26 protein-coding genes and 2 tRNA genes are annotated in these 25,877 nt (G+C 74.0%); 9 read left to right on the top strand and 19 right to left on the bottom strand.

What is annotated here, in order from left to right; genetic code table 11:
* Nucleotides 1-25 precede the first annotated feature (25 nt).
* Nucleotides 26-856 (bottom strand): iron uptake transporter permease EfeU, encoded by an 831-nt coding sequence (efeU, locus tag ACFEMC_RS07050; protein WP_380174901.1) that lies wholly within the window; start codon nt 854-856, stop codon nt 26-28.
* Between the two features lie 212 nt (nt 857-1,068).
* Between efeU and ilvA the strand changes: the two genes are divergently transcribed.
* From ilvA to ACFEMC_RS07035, 3 genes are all read left to right on the top strand, one after another.
* Complete coding sequence (gene ilvA, locus ACFEMC_RS07045; RefSeq protein ID WP_380174900.1) at nt 1,069-2,385, top strand: threonine ammonia-lyase IlvA; 1,317 nt, start codon at nt 1,069-1,071, stop codon at nt 2,383-2,385.
* Nucleotides 2,386-2,426: 41 nt separating this feature from the next.
* Complete coding sequence (locus tag ACFEMC_RS07040) at nt 2,427-2,702, top strand: thioredoxin family protein (RefSeq protein ID WP_380174898.1); 276 nt, start codon at nt 2,427-2,429, stop codon at nt 2,700-2,702.
* A gap of 74 nt (nt 2,703-2,776) precedes the next feature.
* Entirely contained in the window at nt 2,777-2,926 is a 150-nt protein-coding gene (locus ACFEMC_RS07035) for a hypothetical protein (protein WP_380174897.1), read from the top strand.
* Nucleotides 2,927-3,112: 186 nt separating this feature from the next.
* Here ACFEMC_RS07035 and ACFEMC_RS07030 read toward each other — a convergent pair whose 3' ends face one another.
* The 8 genes from ACFEMC_RS07030 to dnaG all read right to left on the bottom strand — a co-directional run bounded on the left by ACFEMC_RS07030 (nt 3,113) and on the right by dnaG (nt 8,014).
* A complete protein-coding gene (locus ACFEMC_RS07030; RefSeq protein WP_380174895.1) occupies nt 3,113-3,244 on the bottom strand; it encodes a hypothetical protein in 132 nt (43 codons plus the stop codon).
* Nucleotides 3,245-3,347: 103 nt separating this feature from the next.
* A tRNA-Ile gene (locus ACFEMC_RS07025) sits at nt 3,348-3,421 on the bottom strand.
* Between the two features lie 44 nt (nt 3,422-3,465).
* Entirely contained in the window at nt 3,466-4,476 is a 1,011-nt protein-coding gene (locus tag ACFEMC_RS07020; protein ID WP_380174893.1) for an iron-containing redox enzyme family protein, read from the bottom strand.
* Nucleotides 4,473-4,691 carry a CDGSH iron-sulfur domain-containing protein gene (locus ACFEMC_RS07015; protein ID WP_380174891.1) on the bottom strand — a complete coding sequence of 73 codons (219 nt, stop codon included), beginning with the start codon at nt 4,689-4,691 and terminating at the stop codon, nt 4,473-4,475. Before ACFEMC_RS07015 ends, ACFEMC_RS07020 begins: the two co-directional genes overlap by 4 nt.
* Nucleotides 4,681-5,358 (bottom strand): HemK2/MTQ2 family protein methyltransferase, encoded by a 678-nt coding sequence (locus tag ACFEMC_RS07010; protein WP_380174889.1) that lies wholly within the window; start codon nt 5,356-5,358, stop codon nt 4,681-4,683. The genes ACFEMC_RS07015 and ACFEMC_RS07010 overlap by 11 nt, the downstream gene beginning before the upstream one ends.
* A gap of 65 nt (nt 5,359-5,423) precedes the next feature.
* Nucleotides 5,424-5,861 carry a DUF4396 domain-containing protein gene (locus ACFEMC_RS07005; RefSeq protein WP_380174887.1) on the bottom strand — a complete coding sequence of 146 codons (438 nt, stop codon included), beginning with the start codon at nt 5,859-5,861 and terminating at the stop codon, nt 5,424-5,426.
* Between the two features lie 106 nt (nt 5,862-5,967).
* Nucleotides 5,968-6,040 (bottom strand) — tRNA-Asn (locus ACFEMC_RS07000).
* Nucleotides 6,041-6,130: 90 nt separating this feature from the next.
* Complete coding sequence (dnaG, locus tag ACFEMC_RS06995) at nt 6,131-8,014, bottom strand: DNA primase (protein ID WP_380174884.1); 1,884 nt, start codon at nt 8,012-8,014, stop codon at nt 6,131-6,133.
* 61 nt (nt 8,015-8,075) lie between these two features.
* On the opposite strand from dnaG, the gene ACFEMC_RS06990 reads away from it, so the two are divergent.
* Nucleotides 8,076-9,389: an O-acetylhomoserine aminocarboxypropyltransferase/cysteine synthase family protein gene (locus ACFEMC_RS06990; RefSeq protein ID WP_380174882.1), complete on the top strand. Its 1,314-nt coding sequence runs from the start codon at nt 8,076-8,078 to the stop codon at nt 9,387-9,389.
* Between the two features lie 62 nt (nt 9,390-9,451).
* On the top strand, nt 9,452-9,973 hold the full coding sequence (locus ACFEMC_RS06985; RefSeq protein ID WP_380176644.1) for a CoA-binding protein: 522 nt from the start codon (nt 9,452-9,454) through the stop codon (nt 9,971-9,973).
* Nucleotides 9,974-10,329: 356 nt separating this feature from the next.
* Here ACFEMC_RS06985 and ACFEMC_RS06980 read toward each other — a convergent pair whose 3' ends face one another.
* From ACFEMC_RS06980 to ACFEMC_RS06945, 8 genes are all read right to left on the bottom strand, one after another.
* The gene (locus ACFEMC_RS06980; protein WP_380174880.1) at nt 10,330-11,583 is read right to left on the bottom strand and encodes a deoxyguanosinetriphosphate triphosphohydrolase; all 1,254 of its coding nucleotides are present in this window, start codon (nt 11,581-11,583) and stop codon (nt 10,330-10,332) included.
* Nucleotides 11,580-12,746, bottom strand: coding sequence for a tRNA dihydrouridine synthase DusB (gene dusB, locus ACFEMC_RS06975; protein WP_380174878.1), 1,167 nt, complete (start codon nt 12,744-12,746; stop codon nt 11,580-11,582). Before dusB ends, ACFEMC_RS06980 begins: the two co-directional genes overlap by 4 nt.
* 20 nt (nt 12,747-12,766) lie before the next feature.
* Nucleotides 12,767-13,372 carry a response regulator gene (locus tag ACFEMC_RS06970; protein ID WP_380174875.1) on the bottom strand — a complete coding sequence of 202 codons (606 nt, stop codon included), beginning with the start codon at nt 13,370-13,372 and terminating at the stop codon, nt 12,767-12,769.
* Nucleotides 13,369-14,484: a sensor histidine kinase gene (locus ACFEMC_RS06965; protein ID WP_380174873.1), complete on the bottom strand. Its 1,116-nt coding sequence runs from the start codon at nt 14,482-14,484 to the stop codon at nt 13,369-13,371. Before ACFEMC_RS06965 ends, ACFEMC_RS06970 begins: the two co-directional genes overlap by 4 nt.
* Before the next feature lie 47 nt (nt 14,485-14,531).
* On the bottom strand, nt 14,532-15,299 hold the full coding sequence (locus ACFEMC_RS06960) for an ABC transporter permease (protein ID WP_380174871.1): 768 nt from the start codon (nt 15,297-15,299) through the stop codon (nt 14,532-14,534).
* The gene (locus ACFEMC_RS06955; RefSeq protein WP_380174869.1) at nt 15,296-16,243 is read right to left on the bottom strand and encodes an ABC transporter ATP-binding protein; all 948 of its coding nucleotides are present in this window, start codon (nt 16,241-16,243) and stop codon (nt 15,296-15,298) included. The genes ACFEMC_RS06960 and ACFEMC_RS06955 overlap by 4 nt, the downstream gene beginning before the upstream one ends.
* Nucleotides 16,244-16,311: 68 nt before the next feature.
* Nucleotides 16,312-17,487 (bottom strand): benzoate/H(+) symporter BenE family transporter, encoded by a 1,176-nt coding sequence (locus tag ACFEMC_RS06950; RefSeq protein WP_380174867.1) that lies wholly within the window; start codon nt 17,485-17,487, stop codon nt 16,312-16,314.
* 8 nt (nt 17,488-17,495) lie between these two features.
* Nucleotides 17,496-18,878 carry a glycine--tRNA ligase gene (locus ACFEMC_RS06945; RefSeq protein ID WP_380174865.1) on the bottom strand — a complete coding sequence of 461 codons (1,383 nt, stop codon included), beginning with the start codon at nt 18,876-18,878 and terminating at the stop codon, nt 17,496-17,498.
* A gap of 191 nt (nt 18,879-19,069) precedes the next feature.
* Between ACFEMC_RS06945 and ACFEMC_RS06940 the strand changes: the two genes are divergently transcribed.
* Complete coding sequence (locus ACFEMC_RS06940) at nt 19,070-19,471, top strand: Fur family transcriptional regulator (RefSeq protein WP_367635886.1); 402 nt, start codon at nt 19,070-19,072, stop codon at nt 19,469-19,471.
* A 145-nt stretch (nt 19,472-19,616) separates the two neighbouring features.
* Here ACFEMC_RS06940 and ACFEMC_RS06935 read toward each other — a convergent pair whose 3' ends face one another.
* Nucleotides 19,617-20,687 (bottom strand): GTP-binding protein, encoded by a 1,071-nt coding sequence (locus ACFEMC_RS06935; RefSeq protein WP_380174862.1) that lies wholly within the window; start codon nt 20,685-20,687, stop codon nt 19,617-19,619.
* Nucleotides 20,688-20,837: 150 nt separating this feature from the next.
* On the opposite strand from ACFEMC_RS06935, the gene ACFEMC_RS06930 reads away from it, so the two are divergent.
* Together ACFEMC_RS06930 and ppc are read left to right on the top strand one after the other, a co-directional pair.
* Nucleotides 20,838-21,116, top strand: coding sequence for an HU family DNA-binding protein (locus tag ACFEMC_RS06930; protein WP_366172103.1), 279 nt, complete (start codon nt 20,838-20,840; stop codon nt 21,114-21,116).
* A gap of 150 nt (nt 21,117-21,266) precedes the next feature.
* The gene (gene ppc / locus ACFEMC_RS06925; protein WP_380174859.1) at nt 21,267-24,113 is read left to right on the top strand and encodes a phosphoenolpyruvate carboxylase; all 2,847 of its coding nucleotides are present in this window, start codon (nt 21,267-21,269) and stop codon (nt 24,111-24,113) included.
* Nucleotides 24,114-24,140: 27 nt separating this feature from the next.
* On the opposite strand, the gene ACFEMC_RS06920 is transcribed toward ppc, so the two are convergent.
* Nucleotides 24,141-24,998, bottom strand: coding sequence for an isoprenyl transferase (locus ACFEMC_RS06920; protein ID WP_380176642.1), 858 nt, complete (start codon nt 24,996-24,998; stop codon nt 24,141-24,143).
* A 39-nt stretch (nt 24,999-25,037) separates the two neighbouring features.
* Here ACFEMC_RS06920 and ACFEMC_RS06915 point away from each other — a divergent pair, with 39 nt between their 5' ends.
* Complete coding sequence (locus ACFEMC_RS06915; RefSeq protein WP_380174857.1) at nt 25,038-25,628, top strand: histidine phosphatase family protein; 591 nt, start codon at nt 25,038-25,040, stop codon at nt 25,626-25,628.
* Nucleotides 25,629-25,877 lie beyond the last annotated feature (249 nt).

Here is a 25,877-nt window from a genome sequence, read left to right as displayed (position 1 = left end):
CGGGGTGCAGGGGGTGCTTGGGGGCTCAGGCGGCGACGCGCTGCGGGGCGGCGCTGCGCGTCCGGGGCCGCAGGACGACGACGAGCATGGGGACGAGGTAGACGAACCAGCCGACGAGCTCGGCCCGCGTGGGCCGGGGCTGCCAGCCGAGGACGCCGGTGAGCAGCGCCGACCGGACGGTGCCCGGGGCGACGACGGCGGTCAGGTCGAGGACCTTCTCCTGGCCGGCGAGCAGCCAGCCGGCCTCGTAGGCGGTGTGGGCGGCGGACATCACGAGGCCCGCGGCGACGAGGACGAGCACGACGCCGGTGACGCGGAAGAGCCGCGCGAGGTCGATGCGGACCCCGCCGCGGTAGAGGAGGTAGCCGAGGACGACCGCCAGCGCGATGCCGAGGGTCGCCCCGAGGGCGCCCGTGGAGTTGCTGCCGGAGGCCTGGTAGGTCGCCAGGAGGAAGACCGAGGTCTCCAGCCCCTCGCGCAGGACGGCGAAGAAGGCCATGGCGACGAGGGCCCACGACGAGCCGCGGGCCAGGGCCGAGGACGCCGACGACTCCAGGTCCGCGCGCATCGTCCGGGCGTTCCGGGTGGTCCAGACGACCATCCAGGTCACCATCGCCACGGCGACGAGGGCGAGCACGGTCTCCAACTGCTCCTGCTGGCGCTGGGGCAGGGACTGCGTCGCCGCCTGCAGCGCGGCGGCCACGCCGACGCACAGCACCACGGCGGCCACCACCCCGGCCCAGACGAACCGCAGCGCCCGCCGCTCCCCGCGCTGGACGAGGAAGGCCGAGACGATGCCGACGATCAGCGACGCCTCCAGGCCTTCCCGCAGCCCGATGACGAACGTCGCGAGCACGGCGCACCTCCTCCACGCGATGGTCCACGGCTCCCCGGTGAGGTGAGCCTCGCCGAAGATAGCGCTGCCTCACCTGGCCAGAACCGCCGCGACCACCACATGTGGCTCACTTCACACCGACCCCGGGAACTCGGCACCGAGCCCCACGTTGAGACCTTCCTGTGCACGACCCTGGTGGCCACGCGGTCCGTCGGCGGTGGAGGATCGTGCCCATGTCGATCGACGCCGTGCCGTCCCTGGAGTCCGCGCGCGAGCCGGAGCGGGAGCCGATCGCCCTGCCCACGGCCGCCGACGTCGAGGACGCGGCCGCCCGCCTGGCGAAGGTCGTCACACGCACCCCGCTGGCGACCAACAGCCGCTGGTCCGCCGAGCTCGACGCGCACGTGCGCGTCAAGCGGGAGGACCTGCAGGCCGTCCGGTCCTACAAGCTGCGCGGCGCGTACAACCTCGTCGCCCAGCTCGACGCCGAGCAGCGCGGTCACGGGGTCGTCACCGCCAGCGCCGGGAACCACGCCCAGGGGCTGGCGTACGCGTGCGCCGCCCTGCGCGTGCGCGGACGGATCTACGTCCCCCGGACGACACCGCGGCAGAAGCGCGACCGCATCGCCGCCCTCGGCCAGGAGTTCGTCGAGACCATCGTGCTCGGCGACACCTACGACGACGCCGCCGCCGCGGCGGCGCAGGACGCCGCGCGCACCGGCGCGACGATGGTCCCCGCCTTCGACGACGTCCGCACCGTCTGCGGCCAGGGCACGGTGGCCGTCGAGGTCGTCGAGCAGCTCGCCGCCCTCGGCGAGACGCCCCCGGACGTGCTCGTCGTGCCCGTCGGCGGCGGCGGACTCCTCGCCGGCGTCCTCACGTGGGTGCGCGAACGGCACCCGCACGTGCGGGTCGTCGGGGTCGAGCCGGAGGGTGCCTCGTCCATGGCCGCCGCCCTCGCCGCGGGGCGACCGGTCCGCCTCGGCGACCTCGACACGTTCGTCGACGGCGCCTCCGTCCGCCGCGTGGGGGACGTGACGCACGCCGTCGTGGAACAGCACCCGGTCGAGCTCGTCGCGGTCCCCGAGGGGGCGATCTGCGTCGAGATGCTGGCGATGTACCAGACCGACGGGATCATCGCCGAGCCCGCCGGCGCCCTGGCGACCGCGGCGCTCGCCGGGTACGTGCGGGTGGAACCCGGCCAGAGCGTCGTCGCCATCGTCTCCGGTGGCAACAACGACGTCTCCCGGTACGCGGAGATCATCGAGCGGGCCCTCGTGCACGAGGGGCGCAAGCACTACTTCCTCGTGGAGTTCCCGCAGGAACCCGGTGCGCTGCGGCGGTTCCTCGACGAGGTGCTCGGCCCGGACGACGACATCACGCTCTTCGAGTACGTCAAGCGCAGCAACCGCGAGTTCGGCCCGGCCCTCGTCGGCATCGAGATCCCCACCAAGGACGACCTGCCGGGGCTCCTCGCGCGGATGGACGCCGCTCCCCCGACCTTCGACAAGATCACCGCCGACGACCCGCTGTACCGCTACCTGCTCTGAGGCGGAAGCCGGGGGCGCGTCCCGGCGTTGACGGTCCCGTGGTGGTCGAACTGTGGACGTCGGCGTTCTGCGCGCCCTGCCGAGGCGCGCGCCGCGTCGTGCAGCGGGCGGCCGACCTCGTGCCGGCGCTGAGCACGGTCGAGGTCGACGTGGCCGACGACGTGGAACGGGCTGCAGCGGAGGGCATCGCGGGAACGCCCACGGTGCTGCTGCGGGACGACGACGGGCGCGAGGTGTTCCGCGCCACCGGCGCCCCGACCCTGCCGCAGCTGCTGGCCGCCGTCGCCGGGGCGCTCCCCCGGACGGGTGTCACCTGAACAGCGGCTCGACACCGGCCGGCGCACGGCCGACGACTCAGGGACACCCGACCGCGTCCGAGGAGCCCCGCCGCATGCCCGCACGTCCCGCCTCGCCGACCAGCACCACCCCGGCCCGCCGCACCCCGGTGGCCTCGCGCCCGGCGACCCACGTCGTCCGCCCGGCCGGTCGGTCCCCGCGCGGCCGGATGCTGGCGGTGCTGCGGGCGAAGCCGGCCGTCTGAGAGGTTTCAGGGACCGTCCCCCGGAAGAGGGGCAGGCGACGCCCTCGAGTTCTAGGCAGTCCTGCCGATGTGACCGGGGTGGAAGCCAACCGCGTGCCGACGACGGCCGACGTGACCACCGCGGGCCTGCGGGCCCGGCAGGTCGTGACGTCGCTGGAGGAGATGTGGGGTGACGAGCTCCCCCCGTCAGCCGACCCCGTCCACACCGTCATGACCGACGCGGTCCACAGCGACGACGAGCACGGTCGCGACAGCGGTCTCGTCGTCCAGGGCGACGGCCTCAGCCTCGACGCCCTCGTGGTCCTGCTCCGCGCCCACGGGTCGGTGCAGGAGCGGCTGCTGGCCCTGCCGCCGGCACTGGCCCAACGCCTCGTCGGCCGCGTCGTCGACGCGAGCGTCGGGCCGGACTCGGAACCGCGCGTGGGGCGGGTGGGGCTCGAACCCACGACCGAGGAATTATGAGTTCCCTGCTCTGACCGACTGAGCTACCGCCCCGAGCGACCCGCGAGCCGCCCGGCGAGGATATCCGACCGGTCCGATCACCCGCCGAACAGCGCCGAGCGCCCCTGCGTCCACGCTCCGAGGACGTGCCGCCCCAACCGCTCGTCGAGGGCGACGGCGGCCTGGATCCCGAAGACCACGTCGGCCGCCATCGCCGGGTCGGACGCGACGAGCGGGGCGATGACGCCGTGCCGGACGAGTTGCTCGTGCACGGCGTCGGCCTCGACGTGCTCGGCGTAGAAGTGTTCCGTGGCCGGCCCGCACTCCAGCCGCCGCGCGGCGTCGACGAGGCGTTGCGACCCCGGGGACGACGTGAGTTCCACGACGGCGAACTGCCCGACCAGGGCGCCCCGCAAGCTGCGGTGCAGACCGAACAGGGACATGAGGTTCACCTCGGCGAGGACCTCGGCGGGCGCGACGTCGAGGAACTCGCCGTAGGCGTCGCTCAGCCCGAGTTCGCGCATCATGTCCGCGAACAACCCGGCGTGCATGCGGTCTCCGCGACCGGCGCCGTACTCGTCGTGCTCGACGGTGACGAGACCGGCCTTGGCCGCTCCCTCCAGCCGAGGGATCACCCAGGCCTGCGGGTCGGCCTCCTTGAGGTGGTAGACCGAGCGCAGGGCGATGTACTCGCGGAAGTGCTCGACGGTCCCCCGTTCGCGCAGGAAGTGCGAGGTGCCGCCCTCGCCGTCGCTCGCGACGAGGAGCCCGGCGATCTCCCCGTCGAGGTCGTCACCGCCGGCCACGACGGAACGGGCTGCAGCGCAGAAGGACCGCTCCAACTCGCCGCGCAGCGCGAGCAGCGCCGGATCCCACTCGAGGTCGTCGTCCACGTCGGCGAAACCCCGGTAGTGCAGCTCGTAGCAGAGGTACAGGGCGAGCTGCAGGTCGTCGCCCCAGGGGTCGGCGACCGCGACGTCGACGGTCGGCAGGGCACCGCCGTGGAACCTCGTCAGCACGGCCGTGCTGATCGGACCGCGGGACCGCGGCAGGGCGGGACGGGTGCGGACGGATCCGTGCGTCGTCTCGCTGGTCGAGGTGGTGCTCACGCGCTCTCCTCCGGGGGTTTCCTGCGGGCGCGACGCCGGTGGCTGGTGTCGCACCAGGGCTGGATGGCGCTGCGCCGGCAGACGCACAACGCGACGACCGGACGCTCGGACCGCACCGTCGTCCCGTCGGGCAGGTCGACCTCGACGGGCCCCTCCACGAGCAGCGGGCCGTCTCCGGTGACGACGACGCGCTGCGCCGGGCCGTCAGGCGACACGACGCACCTGCGCCGTCTCGGGCAGTTGCGCGCAGACGACGACGAGTTCCTCGTGGTCCTGGTCCGGCAGCAGCAGTCCCCGCGAGCGCAGGAGTTCGGCGCGCCGGCGCATGACGGGACCGAACGGTTCCGGCGCACGGGCCACGACACGGGCCTGCAGACCGGCCGCGGTCACCCGTTCCACGGTCCGTTCGGTGTCGGCGAGGGCGGACTGCGTCAGCAGCAGGTGCCCACCGGGCGCCAGCACCCGGTGCACGTCGTCGCAGATCCGGTCCAGCACCGCCCGGCCGTCCATCCCCGCGTCCCACGACCGGCCGGGAGCGTGCCGGGGCAGCCGGTCGGTCGCCGCCGGCACGTACGGAGGGTTGGCCAGCACGAGGTCGAAACGACGTCCTCGGACGGGCTCGAAGAGGTCGCCGCGACGCACGTCGACCGGCACCCCGGCCAGCGCCGCGTTGGCGCGGGCCGTCAGCACCGACCGGAAGGACAGGTCGACCGCGGTGACGCTGCGGGCACCGGCTCGCGCCGCGGCGAGGGCGAGGGCCCCACCGCCGGTGCAGACGTCGAGAACGTCCCGCCCGGCGGCCAGGTCGAGGTCCACCAGGGCACGGGTGAGGAGCCGGGTGTCGCCCTGAGCGGGGTACGTGCCGGGCAGTCGCAGGAGCACGCCCTCATCGTGGGTCGGGGCCGGCGGCACCGCTCGGTGAAACCGGTGATCCGTCCCGGAAGGAGTCACTGGGCGTGCGCTCCCTCGTGCAGCTCGTGGACCACGGCGTGACCGCGACCTCGGGCCATGAGCCAGCGGTTGATCGGCCAGGCGACGACGAACGCCGTGCCCAGCGACAGCGCCAGGGTCCACCAGAACAGCCACTGGCCCAGACCCGCGGCGAGCGCCCCGGGGACGAGCCCGATGACGCCGTTGTCGACGACCTCCATGACGGCGATCGAGACCGTGTCCGACGCCAGCGCCAGCCGGACCGCCCGCCGCCAGCCGACCCCGGCACGCAGCACCCCGCGCATCGTCAGGGCGTACCCGAAGGCGAAGGCGAGCACGAGGGACAGCACGATCGTGGCGGCGCCGCCGAGGCCGGTGAGCGCGGCGACGACCATTCCGGCGATCTCGCCCGCCGCGCACCCGGTGAGGCAGTGGCGCGTGGCCTGTGCGGCCATCCTCCAGCTCGTCTGCACCCGCCCGACGAGACACCCGCAGCGCAGCCGACGCACCCCGGAACGCACGAGAGGGCACACCGGAACCGGTGCGCCCTCTCGTCGGAAGCTCCCGCAGTTGGACTCGAACCAACAACCTGCCGGTTAACAGCCGGCTGCTCTGCCAATTGAGCTATGCGGGACCACTCCGCGTCAGACGAGTGAACCCGCCGTGACGACTGTCCAACCGTACCAGCCCCTCAGGCGTCCTCGTGCACGCCCGCGGGTCCCCGTCACGCCCCTCCCTGAGCCCGTTCCTGCCACGTCCGGCGGGCCTGCTCGAGGCGGAACAGCTCGGCGGAAGCGGCCTGGTACTCCTCCGCCTGGCTCGAGGGGTCCAGGCGCATGAGCGCGCGCCGGGCGTCGGCGACGGCGCGCGTCGCGGCCTGACCGGCGAGGGCTGCCACGAGCGAGCGCCCCCACCGCTCGAGCTCCTCCTCGCTGGAGACGGGCAGGTCGACGGCCGCGAGCTCGTCGACGAGCGAGGCCACGGGACCGTCGGCGTAGTCGAGGACCCGCGTCAGCCAGGCCGGACCCTGGGGAGCCTCGGCCGGTCCCCCGGCGGCGACGACGGCGTCGTGCACCGCGCGGTGCCCCGGCGCCCCGAAGGCGTCCGCCTCGAGGGCGTCGAACACCTCCGCCACCGACCAGGGCGCCTGCAGGGCGCACGAGAGCACGCGCCGTTCGAGCTGGGCGACGGGGTCGTTGAGGTCCACCGAGGGGCGCGGGGGCGGCGGCGGCGTGGTCTGCGGACGCGCGGCCCCCGGGCCGGGACCCCCGGAGTGCCGTCGCACGCGGTCCAGGACGAAGCGCTCGTCGAGGAACCCCGTCCACCGGTCGAGGTTGATGGCGTACCGCTGCTGCAACCCGCGGTCGCGGATCGCGCCGATGATCGGGGCGGCGGCGTCGAGCGCGGCGAGGCGGCCGCTCTCGGAGTCCAGGTCGTACCGCTCGATCGTGGAGCGGATGGCGAACTCGAACAGCGGCACACGACCGTCGACGAGCTGGCGCACCGCCTCGTCCCCCGCCGACAGCCGCAGCTCGCACGGGTCCTGCCCGCCCGGGGCGACGGCGACGTAGGTCTGCGCGCTGAAGCGCTGGTCCAGCTCGTAGGCCTTCATGGCGGCCTTCTGCCCGGCGGCGTCCCCGTCGAAGGTGAAGACGACCTCGGCCGCGACGTCGGCGCCACCGAGCATCCGCTGGACGATCCGGGCGTGCTCCTCGCCGAACGCGGTCCCGCACGTCGCGACGGCCGTGCCCACCCCGGCGAGGTGGCAGGCCATGACGTCGGTGTAGCCCTCGACGACGACGACGCGCTTGGTGCGGGAGATCTCCCGCTTGGCCAGGTCGAGGCCGTAGAGGGCCTGCGACTTCTTGTAGACGGGCGTCTCGGGCGAGTTGAGGTACTTCGCCTCGATGCGGTCGTCGTCGAACAGGCGCCGGGCGCCGAAGGCGACCGTGTGGCCGCTGACGTCGCGGATCGGCCAGACCAGCCGCCCGCGGAACCGGTCGTACAGGCCGCGCTGGCTCTGCCCCGCCAACCCCGAGGTGACGAGGTCGTCCTCGCTGAACCCCTTGGCACGCAACTGGCGCAGCAGCGCGTCACCGGTGTTCGGGGCGAACCCCACACCGAAGCGCGCCGCGTCCTCGCGGCTGAAACCCCGGGCGGCCAGGAACTGCCGCGCCGTCTCGGCCGGGCCGGGCGCCTCGAGCTGGCGGGCGTAGAACTCCTCCGCCACCTCGTGCATCTGCAGGAGCCGCTGGCGCTGACCGGCGTTGCCCGCCGGGCGCTGGGCGGTGCGACCGCCGTCGTCGACGTACCGCAGCTGGATGCCGGCGCGCTGGGCCAGGCGCTCGACGGCGTCGGCGAAACCGAGGCCGTCGATCTTCATGACGAACTCGATGGCGTCGCCGGACTCCCCGCACCCGAAGCACCGCCAGCGGCCCGTCGCGGGCCGGACGGTGAAGCTCGGCGTGCGCTCGTCGTGGAAGGGGCACAGGCCCTTGAAGGAGCCGACACCCCCGGAGCGCAGCGTCACCTGCTCGCCCACGACCTCGTCGAGGCGGACGCGCTCCTTGACGGCCTGGAGGTCGTCTGGATGGATGCGCCCGGCCACGGGTGGAGTGTAGGCGCCGGTGCCGACGCGTCCCGCGGGCGGCGGGTGGCAGGATCGCCCCGTGAGCAGCGAGCAGAGCAGCGGCGACGACCGCACCTGGGGCTTCCGCACCCGCGCCGTGCACGCGGGCGCCGTCCCCGAGCCCACCACGGGGGCCCGGGCCGTCCCGATCTTCCAGACGACGAGCTTCGTCTTCGAGGACGCCGCCGACGCCGCGAACCTCTTCGCGCTGCAGAAGTACGGCAACATCTACTCGCGCATCTCCAACCCGACGGTCGCCGCGTTCGAGGAGCGCATCGCCTCCCTCGAGGGGGGGCTCGGGGCCCTGGCCTGCGCCAGCGGGCAGTCCGCGGAGTTCCTCACGTTCGCGGCCCTCGCGGGCGCCGGCGACCACGTCGTCGCGTCGAACAACCTCTACGGCGGCACCGTCACCCAGCTCGACGTGACCATGCGCCGCTTCGGCGTCGACACCGTCTTCGTCGACCCGACCCCGGAGTCGGTCCGCGCCGCCATCACCGAGAAGACCCGCTTCGTCTTCACCGAGCTCGTCGCGAACCCCTCCACGGTCGTGGCGGACATCCGCGGCCTGGCCGACGTGGCGCACGAGGCCGGGATCCCGCTCATCGTCGACGCCACCACCGCGACGCCCTACCTGTGCCGGCCCATCGAGCACGGCGCGGACATCGTCATCCACTCGGCCACCAAGTTCCTCGGCGGTCACGGCACGACCCTCGGGGGCGTCGTCGTGGACGCGGGCACCTTCCCCTGGGACAACGGGAAGTTCCCGGCCATGACCGAACCGGTCGCCTCCTACGGCGGGCTGTCCTGGTGGGGGAACTTCGCCGAGTACGGGTTCCTCACCAAGCTGCGCAGCGAGCAGCTGCGCGACATCGGCGCGACCCTGTCCCCGCACTCGGCGTTCCTGCTGCTCATGGGCGTGGAGACGCTGCCGCAGCGGATGCGTGAGCACGTCGCCAACGCCCAGCGCGTCGCGGCGTGGCTCGAGGCCGACGAACGGGTGTCCTGGGTCCGGTACTCCGGGCTCCCGTCGCACTCCCACCACGTCCTCGCCCAGCGGTACCTGCCCGAGGGACCCGGAGCCGTGTTCTCCTTCGGCGTCGCCGGCGGACGCGCTGCGGGAGAACGCTTCATCGACTCGGTCCAGTTGTGCTCGCACCTGGCGAACATCGGCGACGCGCGCACGCTCGTCCTGCACCCCGCGTCCACGACGCACCAGCAGCTGTCCGCCGACCAGCTCCAGGCGGCGGGCGTGCCCGCCGACCTCATCCGCATCAGCGTGGGCCTCGAGGACGTCGAGGACGTCCTGTGGGACCTCGACCAGGCCCTCGCCGCGGCCGTGAAGGGGAACTCGTGACCGACCCGCAGACCACGACGACGAGCGCCTCCGACACCGGCACGGTGGCAGCCCCGGAGAACCTGTGGGAACAGCCCGCGGCGACCGGGTCGAAGGACGCGCCCGCCAGCACGTGGAAGGCCCCGTCGGCCGGGGAACGGCTGCGGATCCTGCGCCGCACGAAGACCGTGGCGATCCTCGGGGCGTCGAACAAACCGTCCCGCGCCTCCTACTTCGTCGAGACGTACCTGCTGGCCGACTCCGACTTCGAGCTCTGGTTCGTCAACCCCAACGAGACCGAGGTCCTGGGCCGCCCGGCCTACCCCTCGCTCGCGGAACTCCCCGGGGTCCCCGACCTCGTCGACGTGTTCCGGCGCCCCAGCGAGCTCGACGCGGTCCTCGACGACGTCATCGCCGTCGGCTCACCCGTGATGTGGATGCAGCTCGGGCTCGCCGACGAGGCCGTCGCCCGGCGCGGCGCCGAGCACGGAGTCACCGTCGTCATGAACCGCTGCCTGAAGATCGAGCACGCCCGGTTCCACGGCGGGCTGCACCTGGCCGGGTTCGACACCGGGGTGATCTCCGCTCGACGCCGGTCCCGCTGACGACGCGGGCTCCACGGGCCCTCGTCGTCCACAGCCGGCTCGCGGTCCCGGCCGAGAACGCCCAGTCCTGCCCACCGTCCGGGGAACCGACCGGACGACTTCCCCGGGTGGCCCTCGGCGACGGGCCCGAGGCGACCACGGCTCCACCGGTGGCGCGGGAGCTGGACCCACCGCCGCCCCGGCCCGTGAGCCGAGGGGCACGACGCGGAGGGAGTGGCGATCACCGACCCCGGCGGTGTGACCGCCGAGGAGGTGTCCCGGCAGGACGACCGCGTGACGTGCCTCCTGGTCGCGCCGCGGCGCGTCCCGTCGGTGGCTCGCTGACCGCGGGCGACCTGCGGCCACCGTCCCCTTCTCTACCGCTGGCGCGAGCGCGTGAGCTTCTCGTGCCAGGCCAAAGCGGACACGTCGGTCAGCGAGGCGACCTGGTCCACGACGACGCGCAGCCGCGCGGCGTCGTCGACGGCGAGGGCGTGGTCCTCCCGGAACGGGGGTTCGAGCACGTCCGGGCCGCCCGCGACGAGGGCGTCGAGCAGTTCGTGCAGCAGTTCTCGCTGCCGGGCGTAGAACGGCTGCCGTTCCTGCGCGCTCATGACGAAGGTCGCGGCCACGCCCTTGAGGACGGCGACCTCGAGGGCCGTCTCCTGCGGCACCACGACGTCGGCCGCGTACCGGGTGAGCCGGCCGTCGCCGTGCCGGTCCCGCGTCGCCCGCTCGGTCGCGTTCGCGAACCGGCCGATGAGCTGGGAGGTCATGTCCTTCAGCGCCGCGAGGTGCCGCCGCCCGCCGAACACCTCGCCGGGTCGTTCGGCAGCCCAGAAGCCGGAGGAGGAAAGTCGTTGCAGCGCAGCGTCGACCGCGTCGTCGGAGGCGTCCGGGACGTACCAGTCGCGGACCTGCTCGGCCACGCGCGCGCGGATCTCGCCCTGTTCGAGCCAGTCGAGACGCACGTGCCCCGCCACGACGGCGTCCTCGACGTCGTGGACCGAGTAGGCCACGTCGTCGGCGAAGTCCATCACCTGCGCCTCGACGCACGGGCGGTTCTCGGGGGCCTGTCCGCGCAACCAGGTGAACACCTCCGCGTCGTCGGCGTAGGCCCCGAACTTCGACGTCGCACGGGGCGCCTTGCCGTGCAGCCACGGGTACTTCGTCGCGGCGTCCAGGCTGGCCCGGGTCAGGTTCAGTCCGACGGGCGAGCCGTCCGCGGCGACCGACTTGGGCTCCAGACGGGTGAGGATGCGCAGCGTCTGGGCGTTGCCCTCGAAACCCCCGATGCCGACGGCGGCCTCGGCCAGGGCCCGTTCCCCGTTGTGCCCGAACGGTGGGTGCCCGAGGTCGTGGGCCAGGCACGCGGTGTCGACGACGTCGGGGTCGCAGCCCAGGGCCGCGCCCAGTTCACGCCCGACCTGCGCGACCTCGAGGGAGTGCGTCAGCCGGTTGCGCACGAAGTCGTCCGTCCCGGGGCCGACGACCTGCGTCTTGGCCGCGAGGCGACGCAGCGCGGAGGAGTGCAGGACGCGGGCGCGGTCGCGCATGAACGCGCTGCGGCCGTGGGTCTTGGGGGGTTCGGTCGCCCACCGCTCGACGTCCGCCGGACCGTAGCCGCTCATCCGCCGGACACCGACAGCTCGGCCTGGCGGATCATCTCGGCGGCCGCGCCCGTGAGCTCCTGGGAGTCCAGCCAGCCCTCCGGCAGCGCGACGCGCGCCTGCGGCGACCCGGCCCGGCCGCGCGACCCCTCGGCCGCGGCACCGGGGTACGGCTGGTCGAGGTCGAGGTCGGCGATGAGCTCGTCGAGCGCCTCGAGGGTGTCGACGAGCCCCAGGCGGGCCCGCATGTCCCCGCCGACGGCGTAGCCCTTGAAGTACCAGGAGATGTGCTTGCGGATGTCGCGGCAGCCCCGCAGCTCGTCCTCGTAGAACTTGCAGAGCAGCTCGGCGTGACGGCGCAGGACCTGCGTCACCTGGCGCAGCCCCGGCCGCACCCGCTCCGGGCGGCCGGCGAACCCGGCCTCGAGGTCGGCGAACAACCACGGCCGGCCGAGGCAGCCACGACCGACGACGACCCCGTCGACCCCGGTGCGCTGCACCATGTCCAGCGCGTCCTCCGCGCTCCAGACGTCGCCGTTGCCGAGGACCGGGATGGAGGTGACGGTGTCGCGCAGGCGCGCGATGGCGTCCCAGTCGGCGTGCCCGGAGTAGTGCTGGGAGGCGGTGCGCCCGTGCAGCGCGACGGCCGCGACGCCTTCCTGCTCGGCCGTCCGCCCGGCCTGCAGGTACGTCAGGTGGTCGTCGTCGATGCCCTTGCGCATCTTCACCGTCACCGGGATGCCACCCCGGGACGCCGCGGTGACGGCGCCGCGGACGATGTCGCGGAAGAGGTCCGCCTTCCACGGCAGCGCCGACCCACCGCCCTTGCGGGTCACCTTCGGCACGGGGCAGCCGAAGTTCAGGTCGACGTGGTCGGCGAGGTCCTCGGCGACGATCATCTCGACGGCCTTGGAGACGGTGAGCGGGTCCACGCCGTACAGCTGCAGGCTGCGCGGCCGCTCGGCCGGGGTGAAGGAGATGAGCCGCATCGTCTCCGGCGTGCGCTCGACGAGCGCGCGTGACGTGATCATCTCGCTGACGTAGAAGCCCTCGCCCTGCTCGCGGCAGAGCTGGCGGTAGGCGGTGTTGGTGATGCCGGCCATCGGCGCCAGCACGACCGGGGTCGCCGAGACGAGGGGCCCGATCCTCAGCGGCCGGACGGCGGTCGACGTGGGTGCACTCACGCACCCATTGTGACCCCCCGTCAGAGCCAGCCGTTCGTCTCCGCCAGCCGGACGGCCTCGGCGCGGGTCCGCGCCCCCGTCTTGCCGATGGCCGCGGACAGGTGGTTGCGCACCGTGCCCTCGGACAGGCGCAGGGCAGCGGCGAGGTCGGCGACGGTGCCGCCGTCGCGGGCGGCGCGCAGCACCCCGGTCTCCCGCTCGGTGAGCGGGGTGAGCCCGGCGGCGAGGGACTCGGCCGCGAGCGCCGGGTCGACGACGCGCAGACCGGCGGCGACGCGGCGGACGACGTCGGCGAGCTCGCGGGCCGGGGTGTCCTTGACGACGAAGCCGGCGGCTCCCGCCTCCATGGCCCGGCGCAGGTAACCCGGCCGTCCGAAGGTGGTGACGACGAGCACGCGGGTGCCGGGGACGGCGCGGCGGACGGCGGCGGTGGCTGCGATGCCGTCCAGTCCGGGCATCTCGATGTCCATGAGGACGACGTCCGGCCGCAGGGTCCGGCACGTCTCGGCGACCTCGTCGCCGCGGGAGACCTCCCCCACGACCTCCAGGTCGCCCTCGAGCGAGAGCAGGGCCGCGAGGGCTCCGCGCACGAGCGCCTGGTCGTCGGCCAGCAGGATCCGGATCACACCCGCACCGCCAGCTCGAACCCGCCGTGCTCGGAGCGGCCGACCGTGACGGCCCCGCCGACGGCCTGCGCGCGGGCCGCCAGCCCGGCCAGCCCCGAGCCCCGCTCCCCCGGCCGGGGTCCCGTCCCGTCGTCGGCGACGACGACCCGGCCGGGTTCGACGTGCACCCAGCAGGCGCGGGCCCCGGAGTGCCGCACGACGTTCGTGACGCCCTCGCGGACGACCCAGCCGAACAGCTCCTGCAGCTCGGGGTCCACCTCGTCGACGGAGCGCGGCAGGTGGGCGGTGATCCCGGCGGCGGCCAGGGCCTGTCGGGCGCCCGCCAGCTCGGTGCCCAGGGAGACGTCGCGGAACCCCTCGAGCGCGGCGCGGACGTCGCTGAGCGCGGTGCGCGCCAGCCGCTCCACGTCGGCCACCTCGGCGCGGGCGCGGCCGGGGTCGACGTCCAGGAGACGACCGGCGAGCTCGGCCTTCAGCGTGATGACGGTCAGGGAGTGCCCGAGCAGGTCGTGCAGGTCGCGGGAGAACCGGCTGCGCTCCTCGGCGACGGCGAGGCGGGCCAGGTCCTGCTGGGCCACGGCGAGCTGGTGGCCGCGGGCGACGAGCCGAGTGGTCCCGAGCGTTGCGGCCGTGGCGAAGAAGGCGCCGATGGCCGTGCCCTCGAGCCCGTCCCAGCCGGGCACGAAGCGCCCGAGCAGCGCCACCCCGAGGATGAGGGAGACGGCGACGGCCACGGCCTGCCGGAAGGGCAGGGCGAACGCGGCGTAGGCGCAGACGAAGAAGACGCTGTTGAAACCGCTGGTCCCCGCACCGGGGACCATGAGGACCGTGAGGAGGCTCAGCGCCAGCAGGCCGAGCACTGCCTCGCGGTGGGCGACCTCGAGGCGGCCGGCGACCCGCATCCGGCCCCAGCCGCGGGACAGCAGGAGGAAGTACAGGACGCCGAAACCGACGGTCGCGACGATGGAGAGCGTCCCGAGCCGCCGGTCGGGGTTGCCCCACGCGTCCTCGACGGTCTGGACGAGGATGAGCAGCCAGACCCCGGCGAACAGGTACCCCGAACCCCGCATCCGCGGGACCGCCATGGGCGGCAACGGGTCGCGCGACGGCACGGGAGCACCCTCCCACGCCGCCACGCCCGCGGTCCTCGTCCGCCGGCTCACACGCGCCCGGTGTCCCGGCGGAACAGCAGGGCCGCCCCGGTCGCGAAGAGCGCGGTCCACACGACGAGGTTGGCGACCGCCCCCACGAAGGAGCCGTCGTGGGACATCTGCCAGTGCGCCAGCACACCCACCCCGTAGGCGGGGGTGAACGAGGCGACGGTCTGCAGGGTGTGGCTGAAGATGCTCAGCGGCACGAACAGTCCGCCGAGCATGGCCAGGAGCGCCAGGACGGGGCCCATGACCTGCATGGCGTTCTCGGACGGCACGAGGTAGCCGATGGCCAGGCCGAGGGCGGCGAAGACGAGCGAGCCGATCCAGGCCACGAGCCCGCCGACGACCCAGGCCGAGGCGCGCATCCGTGCGCCGGTGGCGGCACCGATGGCCAGTTCCACCGCGACGGGGATGACGGCGATGCTCGCGGCCGCGATGACCTTGCTGGCGACGTAGGTCGCCGGCCGCATGGGCGTGAGCCGCAGCTGCCGGCTCCACCCGCTGGCGCGTTCGACGGCCACGGACGCCCCGACGCTCGTGGCGGCGACCATGGCGCCGTAGACGGCGAAGCTCAGCATCACGTACGCCTTGGCGTCCGCCCCCGGCTGCGGCGCACCGAACGCGAAGTAGAAGACGACGGGCATGACGAGGGTGAAGACCAGCGTCCGCCGGTTGCGCAGCACGCGGCGGACGTCGAGCTGCACGTAGAGCGGGTTGACCAGGCCCCGCGGGACCTCCGCAGCGGTGCTGGGGGCGAGGGGCAGCGTGCTCACCGGGAGACCTCCGGGGTGGTGCTGGTGAGGGAGACGAAGGCGTCCTCGAGCCCGCGCGCGGTGATCTCGAGGTCGGTGGCGGGGGTGCGGGTCAGGAGGAACCGTGCGACGGCGTCGGAGTCGTTGGCGTGCACGAGGACCTGGTCGCCGTTCAGCTCGAGGTCGTCGACGCCCGGCAGGTCCTCCAGGTCGGCCAGGCGTGCCCCGGGCCAGGTGGCCCGGACGAGCCGGCCCGCGGACAGGGCCTTGATCTGCGACGGCGTCCCGTCGGCGACGACCTTCCCGTGCGCCACGAGGACGATGCGGTCGGCGTAGCTGTCCGCCTCCTCGAGGTAGTGGGTGGCGAAGACGACGGTGCGCCCGCGGCGGGCGTCGTCGCGGATGGCGCCCCAGAACGCCCGGCGGCCCTCGACGTCCATCCCGGTCGTGGGTTCGTCGAGCACCAGGAGGCGCGGGTCGGGCAGCAGGGCCATGGCGAAGCGCAGCCGCTGCTGCTCCCCGCCGGAGCACTTCCCGACGCGCCGGCCGGCGATGGCGGTGATGCCGGCCCGCTCGAGGACGACGTCGACGGGCTGCGTGCGGGCGAAGAGGGACGCCGTCATCTGGACGGTCTCGCGGACGGTGAGGTCCTTGAGGAGCCCGCCGCTCTGCATGACGGCGGACACCCAGCCGTGCGCGACGGCGTCGCGCGGGCTCGTGCCGTAGACGCTCACCGTCCCCGAGGTCGGCTGCGACAGACCGAGGACCACGTCGATGGTGGACGTCTTGCCGGCCCCGTTGGGGCCCAGGAACGCGACGACCTCGCCGGGCCGCACGACGAGGTCGAGCCCGTCGACGGCCTCCACCCTGCCGAAGCGCTTGTGCAGGGACTCGACGGCGATCGCGGGCGTGGTCACCGCGGGGGCGGTGGACCGGGCCGGCGCTGCCGGGGTGCTGATCTCCATCCCCCCACCGTGGCGGGGACGCGGGCCACGGACCTCGGCCCCGCGTCACCCCCCGGGGGTGACGGATGTCATGCCCGCGCGCGGGGCCGGTGGAGCGCGGCGAACACGACCAGCCCGGCCAGCAGCCCCCAGAACGCGCTGCCGATCCCGGCGAAGGTCAGCCCCGAGGCCACGACGGCGAACGTCGCGCCGGCCGTCACGCGGTGCGCGGTGTCCGCGAGGGCCGAGACGAGGCCGCCGACGAAGGAGTCCAGCAGCGCGAGCCCCGCGACGGCCTCGACGAGCACGGGGTCGGTGCCGCCCACGAGGCCCGCGATGGGGGCGGCGAGCAGCCCGAGGACGAGGTACCCCGTCCCTCCGGCGACGGCGGCGATCCAGCGCCGGCCGGGGTCCCGGTCGGCCCCGGGCCCGGCGATGATCCCGGCGGCGAGCGCCGAGAGGTTGACGCTGTGCCCGCCGAAGAGGGCAGCCGCACCGGTGCCCAGACCCGCGCCGACGAGGACGCGCCCGGTCGGCACGTCCCGGTAGCCCAGCTGTTCGAGGATCGTGAACCCCGGGATGTTCTGCCCGGCCATCGTCACGACGTACAGGGGCACGCCGAGGGAGACGAGGACGTACGGGTCGAACGGGGGCAGGACGGGCGTCAGGGTCGGGACCCAGTGCAGCGCAGCGCCCGTGGGCAGGTCGGCGACGGTCGCGGCGAGCGCGACGACCATCGCGGCGGGCACGGCGAGCACCGGTCGCCACCGTCGCAGCGCGAGCCACACCAGGACGACGAGGACGGCGACGACGGGCGTGCGGCGCACCGCCGTCACCGGTGCCAGGCACAGCGGGAACAGGACCCCGGCCAGCAGGGCTCCCGCGACGGGGGTCGGCACCCGGCGCACCAGCCGGGCCAGGGCCGGCCAGGCCCCGGTGACGACGACCAGCAGCGCGCACAGCAGGAACGCTCCGACGGCCGCGCCGAGCGAGCCGGTGCGCCCCTGGGCGGCCACGAGCAGCGCGGCGCCCGGGGTGGACCAGACGAAGGACAGCGGCAACCTCGTGCGCCACGACAGCAGCGCGGCGAGGACGAACTGCGCCAGGCACAGCGCGAGCAGCCCGGACGCGGCCTGCGACGGGCTCGCCCCGACGGCCGCGAGGCCGGCGAGGACGAGCACGAACGAGGACGCGAAACCGGTGACGGAGGCGACCGCCCCGGCCGTCAGCGGCTGGCTGAGCGGACCGGGCGTGGGCTCACCCACCGCGGTCGTCAGGCGCCGAGGAGGCGGGCCCCCAGCCACTGCGCCACCTGGCCGAGCCCGACCCGCTCCTGGGCCATGGTGTCGCGCTCGCGGATCGTCACGGCCTGGTCCTCGAGGGTGTCGAAGTCGACCGTGATGCAGTACGGCGTGCCGACCTCGTCGTGGCGGCGGTACCGGCGGCCGATGGCGCCGGCGTCGTCGAACTCGACGTTCCAGTGCGTGCGCAGCTCCGCGGCGAGGTCCTTGGCCTTGGGCGAGAGCTGCTCGTTGCGCGAGAGCGGGAACACGGCCGCCTTCACCGGGGCGAGGCGGTGGTCCAGGCGCAGCACCGTGCGCTTGTCCACGCCGCCCTTGGTGTTCGGGGCCTCGTCCTCGGTGTAGGCGTCGACGAGGAACGCCATGAGCGACCGGGTCAGGCCCGCTGCGGGCTCGATGACGTACGGGACCCAGCGTTCGCCCTTGGTCTGGTCGAAGTACGACAGGTCGACGCCGGACTCCTTGCCGTGCGTCGTCAGGTCGTAGTCGGTGCGGTTGGCGATGCCCTCCAGTTCGCCCCACTCCGACCCCTGGAACCCGAACCGGTACTCGATGTCCACGGTGCGCTTGGAGTAGTGCGACAGCTTCTCCTGCGCGTGCTCGTAGAAGCGCAGGTTGCCCGCGTCGATGCCCAGGCCCGTGTACCAGGACATGCGCTCGTCGAGCCAGTACTGGTGCCACTCCTCGTCCGTGCCGGGCTCGACGAAGAACTCCATCTCCATCTGCTCGAACTCGCGCGTGCGGAAGATGAAGTTCCCCGGGGTGATCTCGTTGCGGAAGCTCTTGCCGATCTGGCCGATGCCGAACGGGGGCTTCTTCCGGGCCGAGCCCATGACGTTGGCGAAGTTCACGAAGATGCCCTGGGCCGTCTCGGGCCGCAGGTAGTGCAGGCCCTCCTCGTTGTCCACGGCGCCGAGGTAGGTCTTCATGAGGCCGGAGAAGTCGCGCGGTTCGGTCCACTGCCCCCGCACCCCGGTGTCGGGGTCGGGCACGTCGGCCAGGCCGTTCTCCGGCGGGTGGCCGTGCTTGGCCTCGTAGGCCTCGAGGAGGTGGTCGGCGCGGTAGCGCTTGTGGGTCTGCAGGGACTCCACGAGCGGGTCGGTGAAGACGGCGACGTGACCGGAGGCCTCCCACACGCGGCGCGGCAGGATGACCGAGGAGTCCAGGCCCACGACGTCCTCGCGGGTCGTGACCATCCGGCGCCACCACTGGCGTTTGATGTTCTCCTTCAGCTCCACGCCGAGGGGTCCGTAGTCCCAGGCCGAGCGGGTACCGCCGTAGATCTCCCCCGACGGGAACACGAACCCCCGCCGCTTGGCGAGGTTGATGACGGCGTCGAGGCGGGATGCGGCCACGCTGGGATCTCCTGTCCGGCTGGGTGTCGGCGGCGTCCGCGCACTCGCGGCGCGGACCCCTGTGAGGTTACGCGCTGAGCGAGCACCGGTGCCGACGGGTCGCAGCCGTTCGGCCCGGACGGCCCAGCCGACGTAGGCTGAGCCGACCCGCCCGGGCCGCACCGGGCCCGACCTGAGGAGTGCGAGGAACGGTGTCGGCGCCCGCCCGTCGGTCCACGAAGCAGCGGTCGGCCGTGTCGGCGGTCCTCGACGAGGCGGACGCGTTCATGTCGGCCCAGGACCTGCACGCCCGGCTGCGCGAGCGCGGGGAGAACGTCGGTCTGGCCACCGTCTACCGCGCGCTGCAGGTGCTCGCCGAGGACGGGGACGTCGACGTCCTGCGCACCGACGACGGCGGCGAGGCCGTGTACCGCCGCTGCAGCACCGGCCACCACCACCACCTCGTCTGCCGCCGCTGCGGCGCGACCGTCGAGGTCGAGGGCCCGCAGGTCGAGGCCTGGGCCCGCCGCATCGGCGCCGAGCACGGCTTCACGGCCGTCCAGCACGTCGTCGAGGTCTTCGGCGTCTGCGCCGCCTGCAGCGCCCGCGACTGACCCCGCTCGACATCGCCCTCACCGGCCGCGGGACTCCCCCGGCGCGAACCGCAAGGGGGCGGAAAACACACCCTCCGCCCTCGGAGAGCGTGTTCTGAGGGCGGAAGGCGTGTCCTCCACGCGGGCCCGGGGCCGTGCGCCGGGGTCAGCGGTCCCCGAGCCAGGGCTCCAGGCCGTCCTCCGGCGCGGTCCACGCGGCGCTCTCGGCGGGGGTGGCGAGGATGCGCTCGAAGGCGGCGCTGACGCGTTCGGCGTCGCCCTCGTCGACGCCGGTGACGACCAGGCGCGTGCGGGGGCGCTCCCCGCGGCGCGCGTCCCAGGTCCCGATCGTGCCGATGCTCAGCTGCCCGCCGGCCCCGTCCCACGCGCAGACGACGTCGGGCCGCGACGGCACCCAGAAGAACCCGCGGGCGCGCAGCCGGCCCGCGCCGACGGCCTCGATCTCCTCCAGGAGCCGACCGGGGTGGAAGGCGGCGGGAGTGCGCAGGTCGAGGGTGAACACGCCGAGCCGGTCGTCGGCGCCGCTGGGCCGGGCGGCCCGCAGGTCGCTGTGGCGCAACGGTTCCGCGGCGACAGAGGTGGCGAGTCGGCGGGGTGCGAGCAGGTCGGGGGCGTCGACGGCGAGCAGGTCGGCGACGACGCAGCCGGGCGCGGTGACGTGGTCGAGCAGCACCGACGACCGGGCGGGCAGCTCGCCGTCGACGAGGACCAGGTCCGCTTCGTCGAGCTGGTGGGCCAGCACCTCCCCCACCGCCCGGTCGGTCTCCTCCCCGTCGCCGTCGGTGATGAGCTCGTCGCCGAGCAGGTCGTCGAGGAGGCCGGGACCGTGGACCACGGAGACGACGCCGGCCACCGCGACGAGGTCGGCGAGGTCGTCGGGACCGTCGGTGCCGAGGGTGAGGGCCTGCAGCACCGCGAGCGGTTCGGCGGTCACGGGCAGGGCGAGCACCAGGCGCTCGGCCCGGCCTGCACGGGCGATGGCCGCGACGGTCGGCAGGACGTCCTCGCGCAGGGCGCAGCCGAGGCAGGCGTGCTCGAGCGGCACGTCCACGTCCTCCAGCACGCGGTCGAACTCGGCGGCCAGGCGGTGCAGCCGGTCGGGGGCGAGGTCGTAGCGCAGCAGCACGGTCCCGGGCCCGCCCCACAGGGCGGCGGCGGTCGCGCTGTCGCGCAGCACCGGGTCCATCGAGGTCAGCAGGGTCACGGGCAGTCGCACGAGCACTCCTTGATGAGATCCGTTCTCAAGAAGAGGGACGGTAGCAGACACCCCGACGCGCCCCACGCCCTCCCACGTGCTGAGCACGGGCGGTGACCCCCGGTAACGTCGCCCTGCAACCACCGTTGTCGACACCCACCGGGAGTACCCGTGAACCGCTCCGAACTCGTCACCGCCGTCGCCCAGCGCGCCGGCCTGACGCAGTCCGACACCGACTCCGTCATCAACGCGCTCGGCGACGTCCTCGTCGAGGCCGTCGGCAAGGGCGAGCCCGTCAAGCTGCCGGGCCTGCTGACCGTCGAGCGCGTCGAGCGCGCCGCCCGCACCGGCCGCAACCCGCGCACGGGCGAGACGATGGAGATCGCCGCCTCCTACGGCGCCAAGCTGACCGCCGGCTCCAAGCTCAAGGCCGCCGCGAACGGCAGCTGAGCCCCCGCGCCGCCTCGGCTCCCTGCCGGAGCACCCCCTCGGTTTCGCTTCCGGGGGGCGACAGGCCAGACTGCCCCGCGAGAAGCAGTCAGCACGTGCACAGGAGTCAGCGTCGACCTCCGAGCACTCGGCAGGGAGGCGAGGCGTCGCATGAGCGCACCGACGGACGAAGGACTGCAGCCCGACCTGCAGACCCCGCCCGGGACCACCCGCACGTCACGCGACGTGCTCACGGTCGACGGGGTCTCCTCCGACGAGGGGCACGCCGCGCTGCGGGCGTCGGTCCGCAAGCTCGGTGAACTCCTCGGGGAGTCCCTCACGCGGCACGAGGGCCGCGAGCTGCTCGACCTCGTCGAGCAGGTCCGCAAGCTGGCCCGCCGCCCCGACGACGGTGCCGACCTGGCCGCGCTGCTGTCGGGCGTCGACGACGCCACCGCGATCAACCTCGCCCGCGCCTTCACCGCCTACTTCCAGCTCGCCAACGCCTCCGAGCAGCTGCACCGCGGCCTGGAGCTCTCCCGCGCCTCGGCCGGCGGCCTGGACGGCACCCTCGAGCGGCTCGGCGAGGCCCTGCGGTCGGGGGACCTCGACAAGGGCACGGCCCAGGAGATCCTCGGCCGGCTGCAGCTGCGCCCGGTCTTCACGGCCCACCCCACCGAGTCCAGCCGCCGGTCCGTGCTGGACCTGCTGCTGCGCATCACCACGATCGTCGAGGCGTCCGAGGACGGTTCGCAGCGTCCGCTGGAGTCCCGCCGGGGCCAGCGCCGCCTCGCCGAGCTCGTCGACGAGCTGTGGCAGACCGACGAGCTGCGGGTCCTGCGCCCGCGCCCGGCCGACGAGGCCCGCTCGGCGCTGCACTACCTGCGCAACCTCACCTCCACTGTGCTGCCGGACCTGCTCGAGGACCTGGCGGTCGGGCTGGCGGAGCTCGGCCTGGAACTGCCCGAGCAGGCGCAGCCCCTGCGCTTCGGCAACTGGGTCGGCGGGGACCGCGACGGCAACCCGAACGTCACCCCCGAGGTGACGGCCGAGGTCCTGGGCATGCAGCACGACGCCGCGCTCGACGTCCTGGCCGCCGCCACGCGCGACCTCATGACCGAACTCGCCGCCTCCACCCAGATCGTCGGTGTCTCCGACGAGCTGCTGGCTTCCCTCGAGGCGGACGCGCAGGCGCTGCCCCGGGTGCGGGCCGCCCGCGAGCACCTGAACGGCGAGGAGCCGTACCGGTTCAAGCTGTCGTACGTCCTGGCCCGCCTGGAGGGCACCCGGGCCCGCCTGCACAGCGGCGCCGAGCACGTCCCGGGCCGCGACTACGCCGGCATCGAGGAGTACACCGCCGAGATCCAGATGCTGCAGGACTCGTTGCGCGCCAACGACGGTGACCTCGTCGCCGACGGGGCCGTCGCCCGCCTCCTGCGGGTGGCCCGCGCCGTCGGGTTCGGCCTGGCCACGCTCGACGTCCGCGAGGACGCCGGCAAGCACCACACCGCCCTGGCCGCGATCTACGACCGTCTCGGCGAGCTCATCACGCCCTACGCCGACCTGGACCGCACGGCGCGCACGAAGCTGCTGTCGAAGGAGCTCACGGGCCACCGCCCCCTCATCGGCTCCGCCGCCCGCACCCTCACCGACACCCCGGCCCGTGTGCTGCAGCTGTTCTCCACGATCCGCACCGCGCTGGACCGCTACGGCGACGACGTCATCGAGACGTACATCGTCTCCATGACCAAGGGGATCGACGACATCTTCGCCGTCGTCGTCCTGGCCCGGGAGGTCGGGCTCGTCGACCTCGCGGAGACGCCGGGCGCGAACGACGTGGCGCGCATCGGGTTCGCTCCGCTGTTCGAGACGGTCACCGAGCTCGAGAACGCCGAGGAACTCCTCGAGGGTCTGCTGTCCGACCCCTCCTACCGCCGCGTCGTCGCCGCCCGCGGCGACGTGCAGGAGATCATGCTCGGCTACTCCGACTCCTCCAAGGACGCCGGGATCGCCGCCTCCCGCTGGCAGATCCACCGCGCCCAGCGCGCGCTGCGCGACGTGGCCCTGCGCCACGGCGTGACCCTGCGCCTGTTCCACGGCCGCGGCGGGTCCGTCGGCCGCGGGGGCGGCCCGACCGGCGAGGCGATCCTGGCCCAGCCCTACGGCACGCTCGACGGACCCATCAAGGTCACCGAGCAGGGCGAGGTCATCTCGGACAAGTACGTCCAGCCGCGCCTGGCCCGGCACAACCTCGAGGTCGCCCTGTCCGCCGCGCTCGAGGCGTCCACGTTGCACCGCACGCCGTTGCAGCCGCGCGAGGTCCTCGACGGCTGGGACGAGACGATGTCCGCCGTGGCCGCCGCGGGCCAGCAGGCCTACCGCGCGCTCGTCCGCGACCCCGGTCTCGTGCCGTTCTTCCTCTCCGCGACGCCGGTCGAGGAGCTCGGGAACCTCAACATCGGTTCCCGTCCCTCGCGCCGTCCCGGCGGCACCGGTGGCCTGGAGGACCTGCGGGCGATCCCGTGGGTGTTCGGGTGGACGCAGAGCCGCATCAACGTCCCGGGGTGGTTCGGGGTCGGGTCCGGCCTGCGCGCCGCCCGCGAGGCCGGCCACGAGGACGACCTGCGCGCCATGTACGCCGACTGGGCGTTCTTCCGCAGCTTCGTCTCCAACGTCCAGATGACGCTGGCCAAGACCGACCTCGGGATCGCCGCGCACTACGTCGAGGAACTCGTCGGCGCCGACGCGCGCGGGGCGTTCGAGACGATCCGCGCCGAGCACGCCACGACGCTGGAGCAGGTCCTGTGGCTGACGGGGCAGGACGAGCTCCTCGAGGGCGCCCCGGTCCTGCGTCGGACCCTGGAACTGCGCGACGCCTACCTCGCACCGCTGCACGCGCTGCAGGTGACGCTGCTCGCCCGCTCCCGCGCGAGCGGCGAGGAGGTCGACCCCGCCCTGCGCCGCGCCCTCCTGCTGACGATCAACGGGATCGCCGCGGGGATGCGCAACACCGGCTGACACCCACCGGAACCCTCTGGGCGGCGGTCACTCCTGCGGGGTGACCGCCGTCTCGTCCGTGGGGTCCGGGGCGTCCGCCGCCCCGCCGTAGCGGCGGTTGCGCGTCGCGTACGTCTCGATCGCGGCCCACAGCGCCCGGCGGTCGACGTCGGGCCACAGCACGTCGGAGAACACCATCTCGGCGTACGTCGACTGCCAGGGCAGGAACCCCGAGGTCCGCTGCTCCCCGGAGGACCGCCAGAACAGGTCGACGTCCGGCATGTCCGGTTCGTCGAGGTAGCGGGCGAACGTGCGCTCGTCGACCCGGTCGGGGTTCACGACCCCGGCCGCGACGTCCTGGGCCAGAGCCCGTGCGGCGTCGGCGATCTCGGCGCGACCGCCGTAGTTCACGCACATCGTCAACGTGCAGACGGTGTTCTTCCGCGTCATCTCCTCGGCCGTCTCGAGCTCGCTGATGACGCTGCGCCACAGACGGGGACGACGACCGGCCCAACGGACGCGGACGCCCCAGGAGTCCATGACGTCCCGGCGCCGCCGGATGACGTCGCGGTTGAACCCCATGAGGAACTTGACCTCCTCGGGGCTGCGACGCCAGTTCTCCGTCGAGAACGCGTACGCCGAGACGTGGGTGACGCCGATCTCGACCGCGCCGGCGACGACGTCCAGCAGGGACGCCTCCCCCATCTTGTGCCCCTCGATGCGCGACAGGCCCCGCTGGTTCGCCCACCGGCCGTTGCCGTCCATGACGATCGCGACGTGCTGGGGGACCTGGTCGGCCGGCAGCTGGGGCGGGCGAGCACCGGACGGGTGCGGCGGCGGCGCGACGACCGGGCGCGCCTCGCGCGCGGGGGTCTGGGGGGAACGGCGTCGTCGGGGTCCGGTCACGGGCACGGCACCAGGGTGCCAGGTGGGACCATGGGGCACGTGCCCGACCACGTGACCTCCCCCACCCCTGCCCGGACCGCCCTCGTGCGCCACGGCGAGACCGACTGGAACCGCGACGGACGTCTCCAGGGCCGCACGGACATCCCGCTCAACGACACCGGTCGCGCACAGGCCCGGGCCCTGGCCGAGCAGCTCGCCGAACCCCTCGGGGACGTCCCCTGGGCCGCGGTCGCGTCCTCGCCCCTGTCCCGCGCCCGCGAGACGGCGCAGATCATCGCCGACCGCCTCGGCCTGGACCTGCTGGCACCGCACGACGACCTCGTCGAGCGGCACTTCGGCGAGGCCGAGGGCGGGAACCTCGCCGAGCTGACGGCCCGGTACCCGAACGGCGAGCGGCCGGGCCAGGAACCGTGGGAGGACCTCGTCGCGCGCGGGGCGGGCGCCCTGCGCCGGCTGCGCGCCGAGCACGGCGACGTCCCGCTCGTCGTCGTGGCCCACGGGACGCTGCTGCGCGCGACGGTCGAGGGCCTGGCCGGTGTCGAGCTGGCGCGCATGGCGAACGCGACGTCCGTCGTCGTCGAGGGCGCCGGCCAGGACTGGCGGCTGGCCCGCGCGCCGCAGCGGGCCTGAGCCCCACCCGGCGACCGACCAGAACTCCTGCCGGAACACCGGCGGCCGCGGGGAGTCGACCAGCGTCTGGGCCGTGAGGACGGCCGCGGAACCGTCGGCCGTCGCGCGGTGGGCCACGCACCCGCGGTCAGCCCTTCCGGCCACTCCCGCGGCGCCGGGACCTCCAGCCCGTTCTGACACCGGGACGGCGACTGCACCCCGGGCACCTCCGACGACGACGGGGAAACCGAGCCGCACGTCGACGTCAGC

The organism is Kineococcus sp. DHX-1 (assembly GCF_042473625.1).
In the GTDB taxonomy this organism is placed as follows: domain Bacteria; phylum Actinomycetota; class Actinomycetes; order Actinomycetales; family Kineococcaceae; genus Kineococcus.
Note: the sequence above shows the minus strand (reverse complement) of the source record. Positions and strands in the feature narration are given on the sequence as shown.

What these genes read in the sequence shown, in the direction of transcription:
- ilvA (WP_380174900.1), top strand. Translation starts at nt 1,069, where the DNA reads ATGTCGATCGACGCCGTGCCGTCCCTGGAGTCCGCGCGCGAGCCGGAG.
- ACFEMC_RS07035 (WP_380174897.1), top strand. Translation starts at nt 2,777, where the DNA reads ATGCCCGCACGTCCCGCCTCGCCGACCAGCACCACCCCGGCCCGCCGC.
- ACFEMC_RS07005 (WP_380174887.1), bottom strand. Translation starts at nt 5,861, where the DNA reads ATGGCCGCACAGGCCACGCGCCACTGCCTCACCGGGTGCGCGGCGGGC.
- ACFEMC_RS06955 (WP_380174869.1), bottom strand. Translation starts at nt 16,243, where the DNA reads ATGGAGATCAGCACCCCGGCAGCGCCGGCCCGGTCCACCGCCCCCGCG.
- ACFEMC_RS06980 (WP_380174880.1), bottom strand. Translation starts at nt 11,583, where the DNA reads ATGAGCGGCTACGGTCCGGCGGACGTCGAGCGGTGGGCGACCGAACCC.
- ppc (WP_380174859.1), top strand. Translation starts at nt 21,267, where the DNA reads ATGAGCGCACCGACGGACGAAGGACTGCAGCCCGACCTGCAGACCCCG.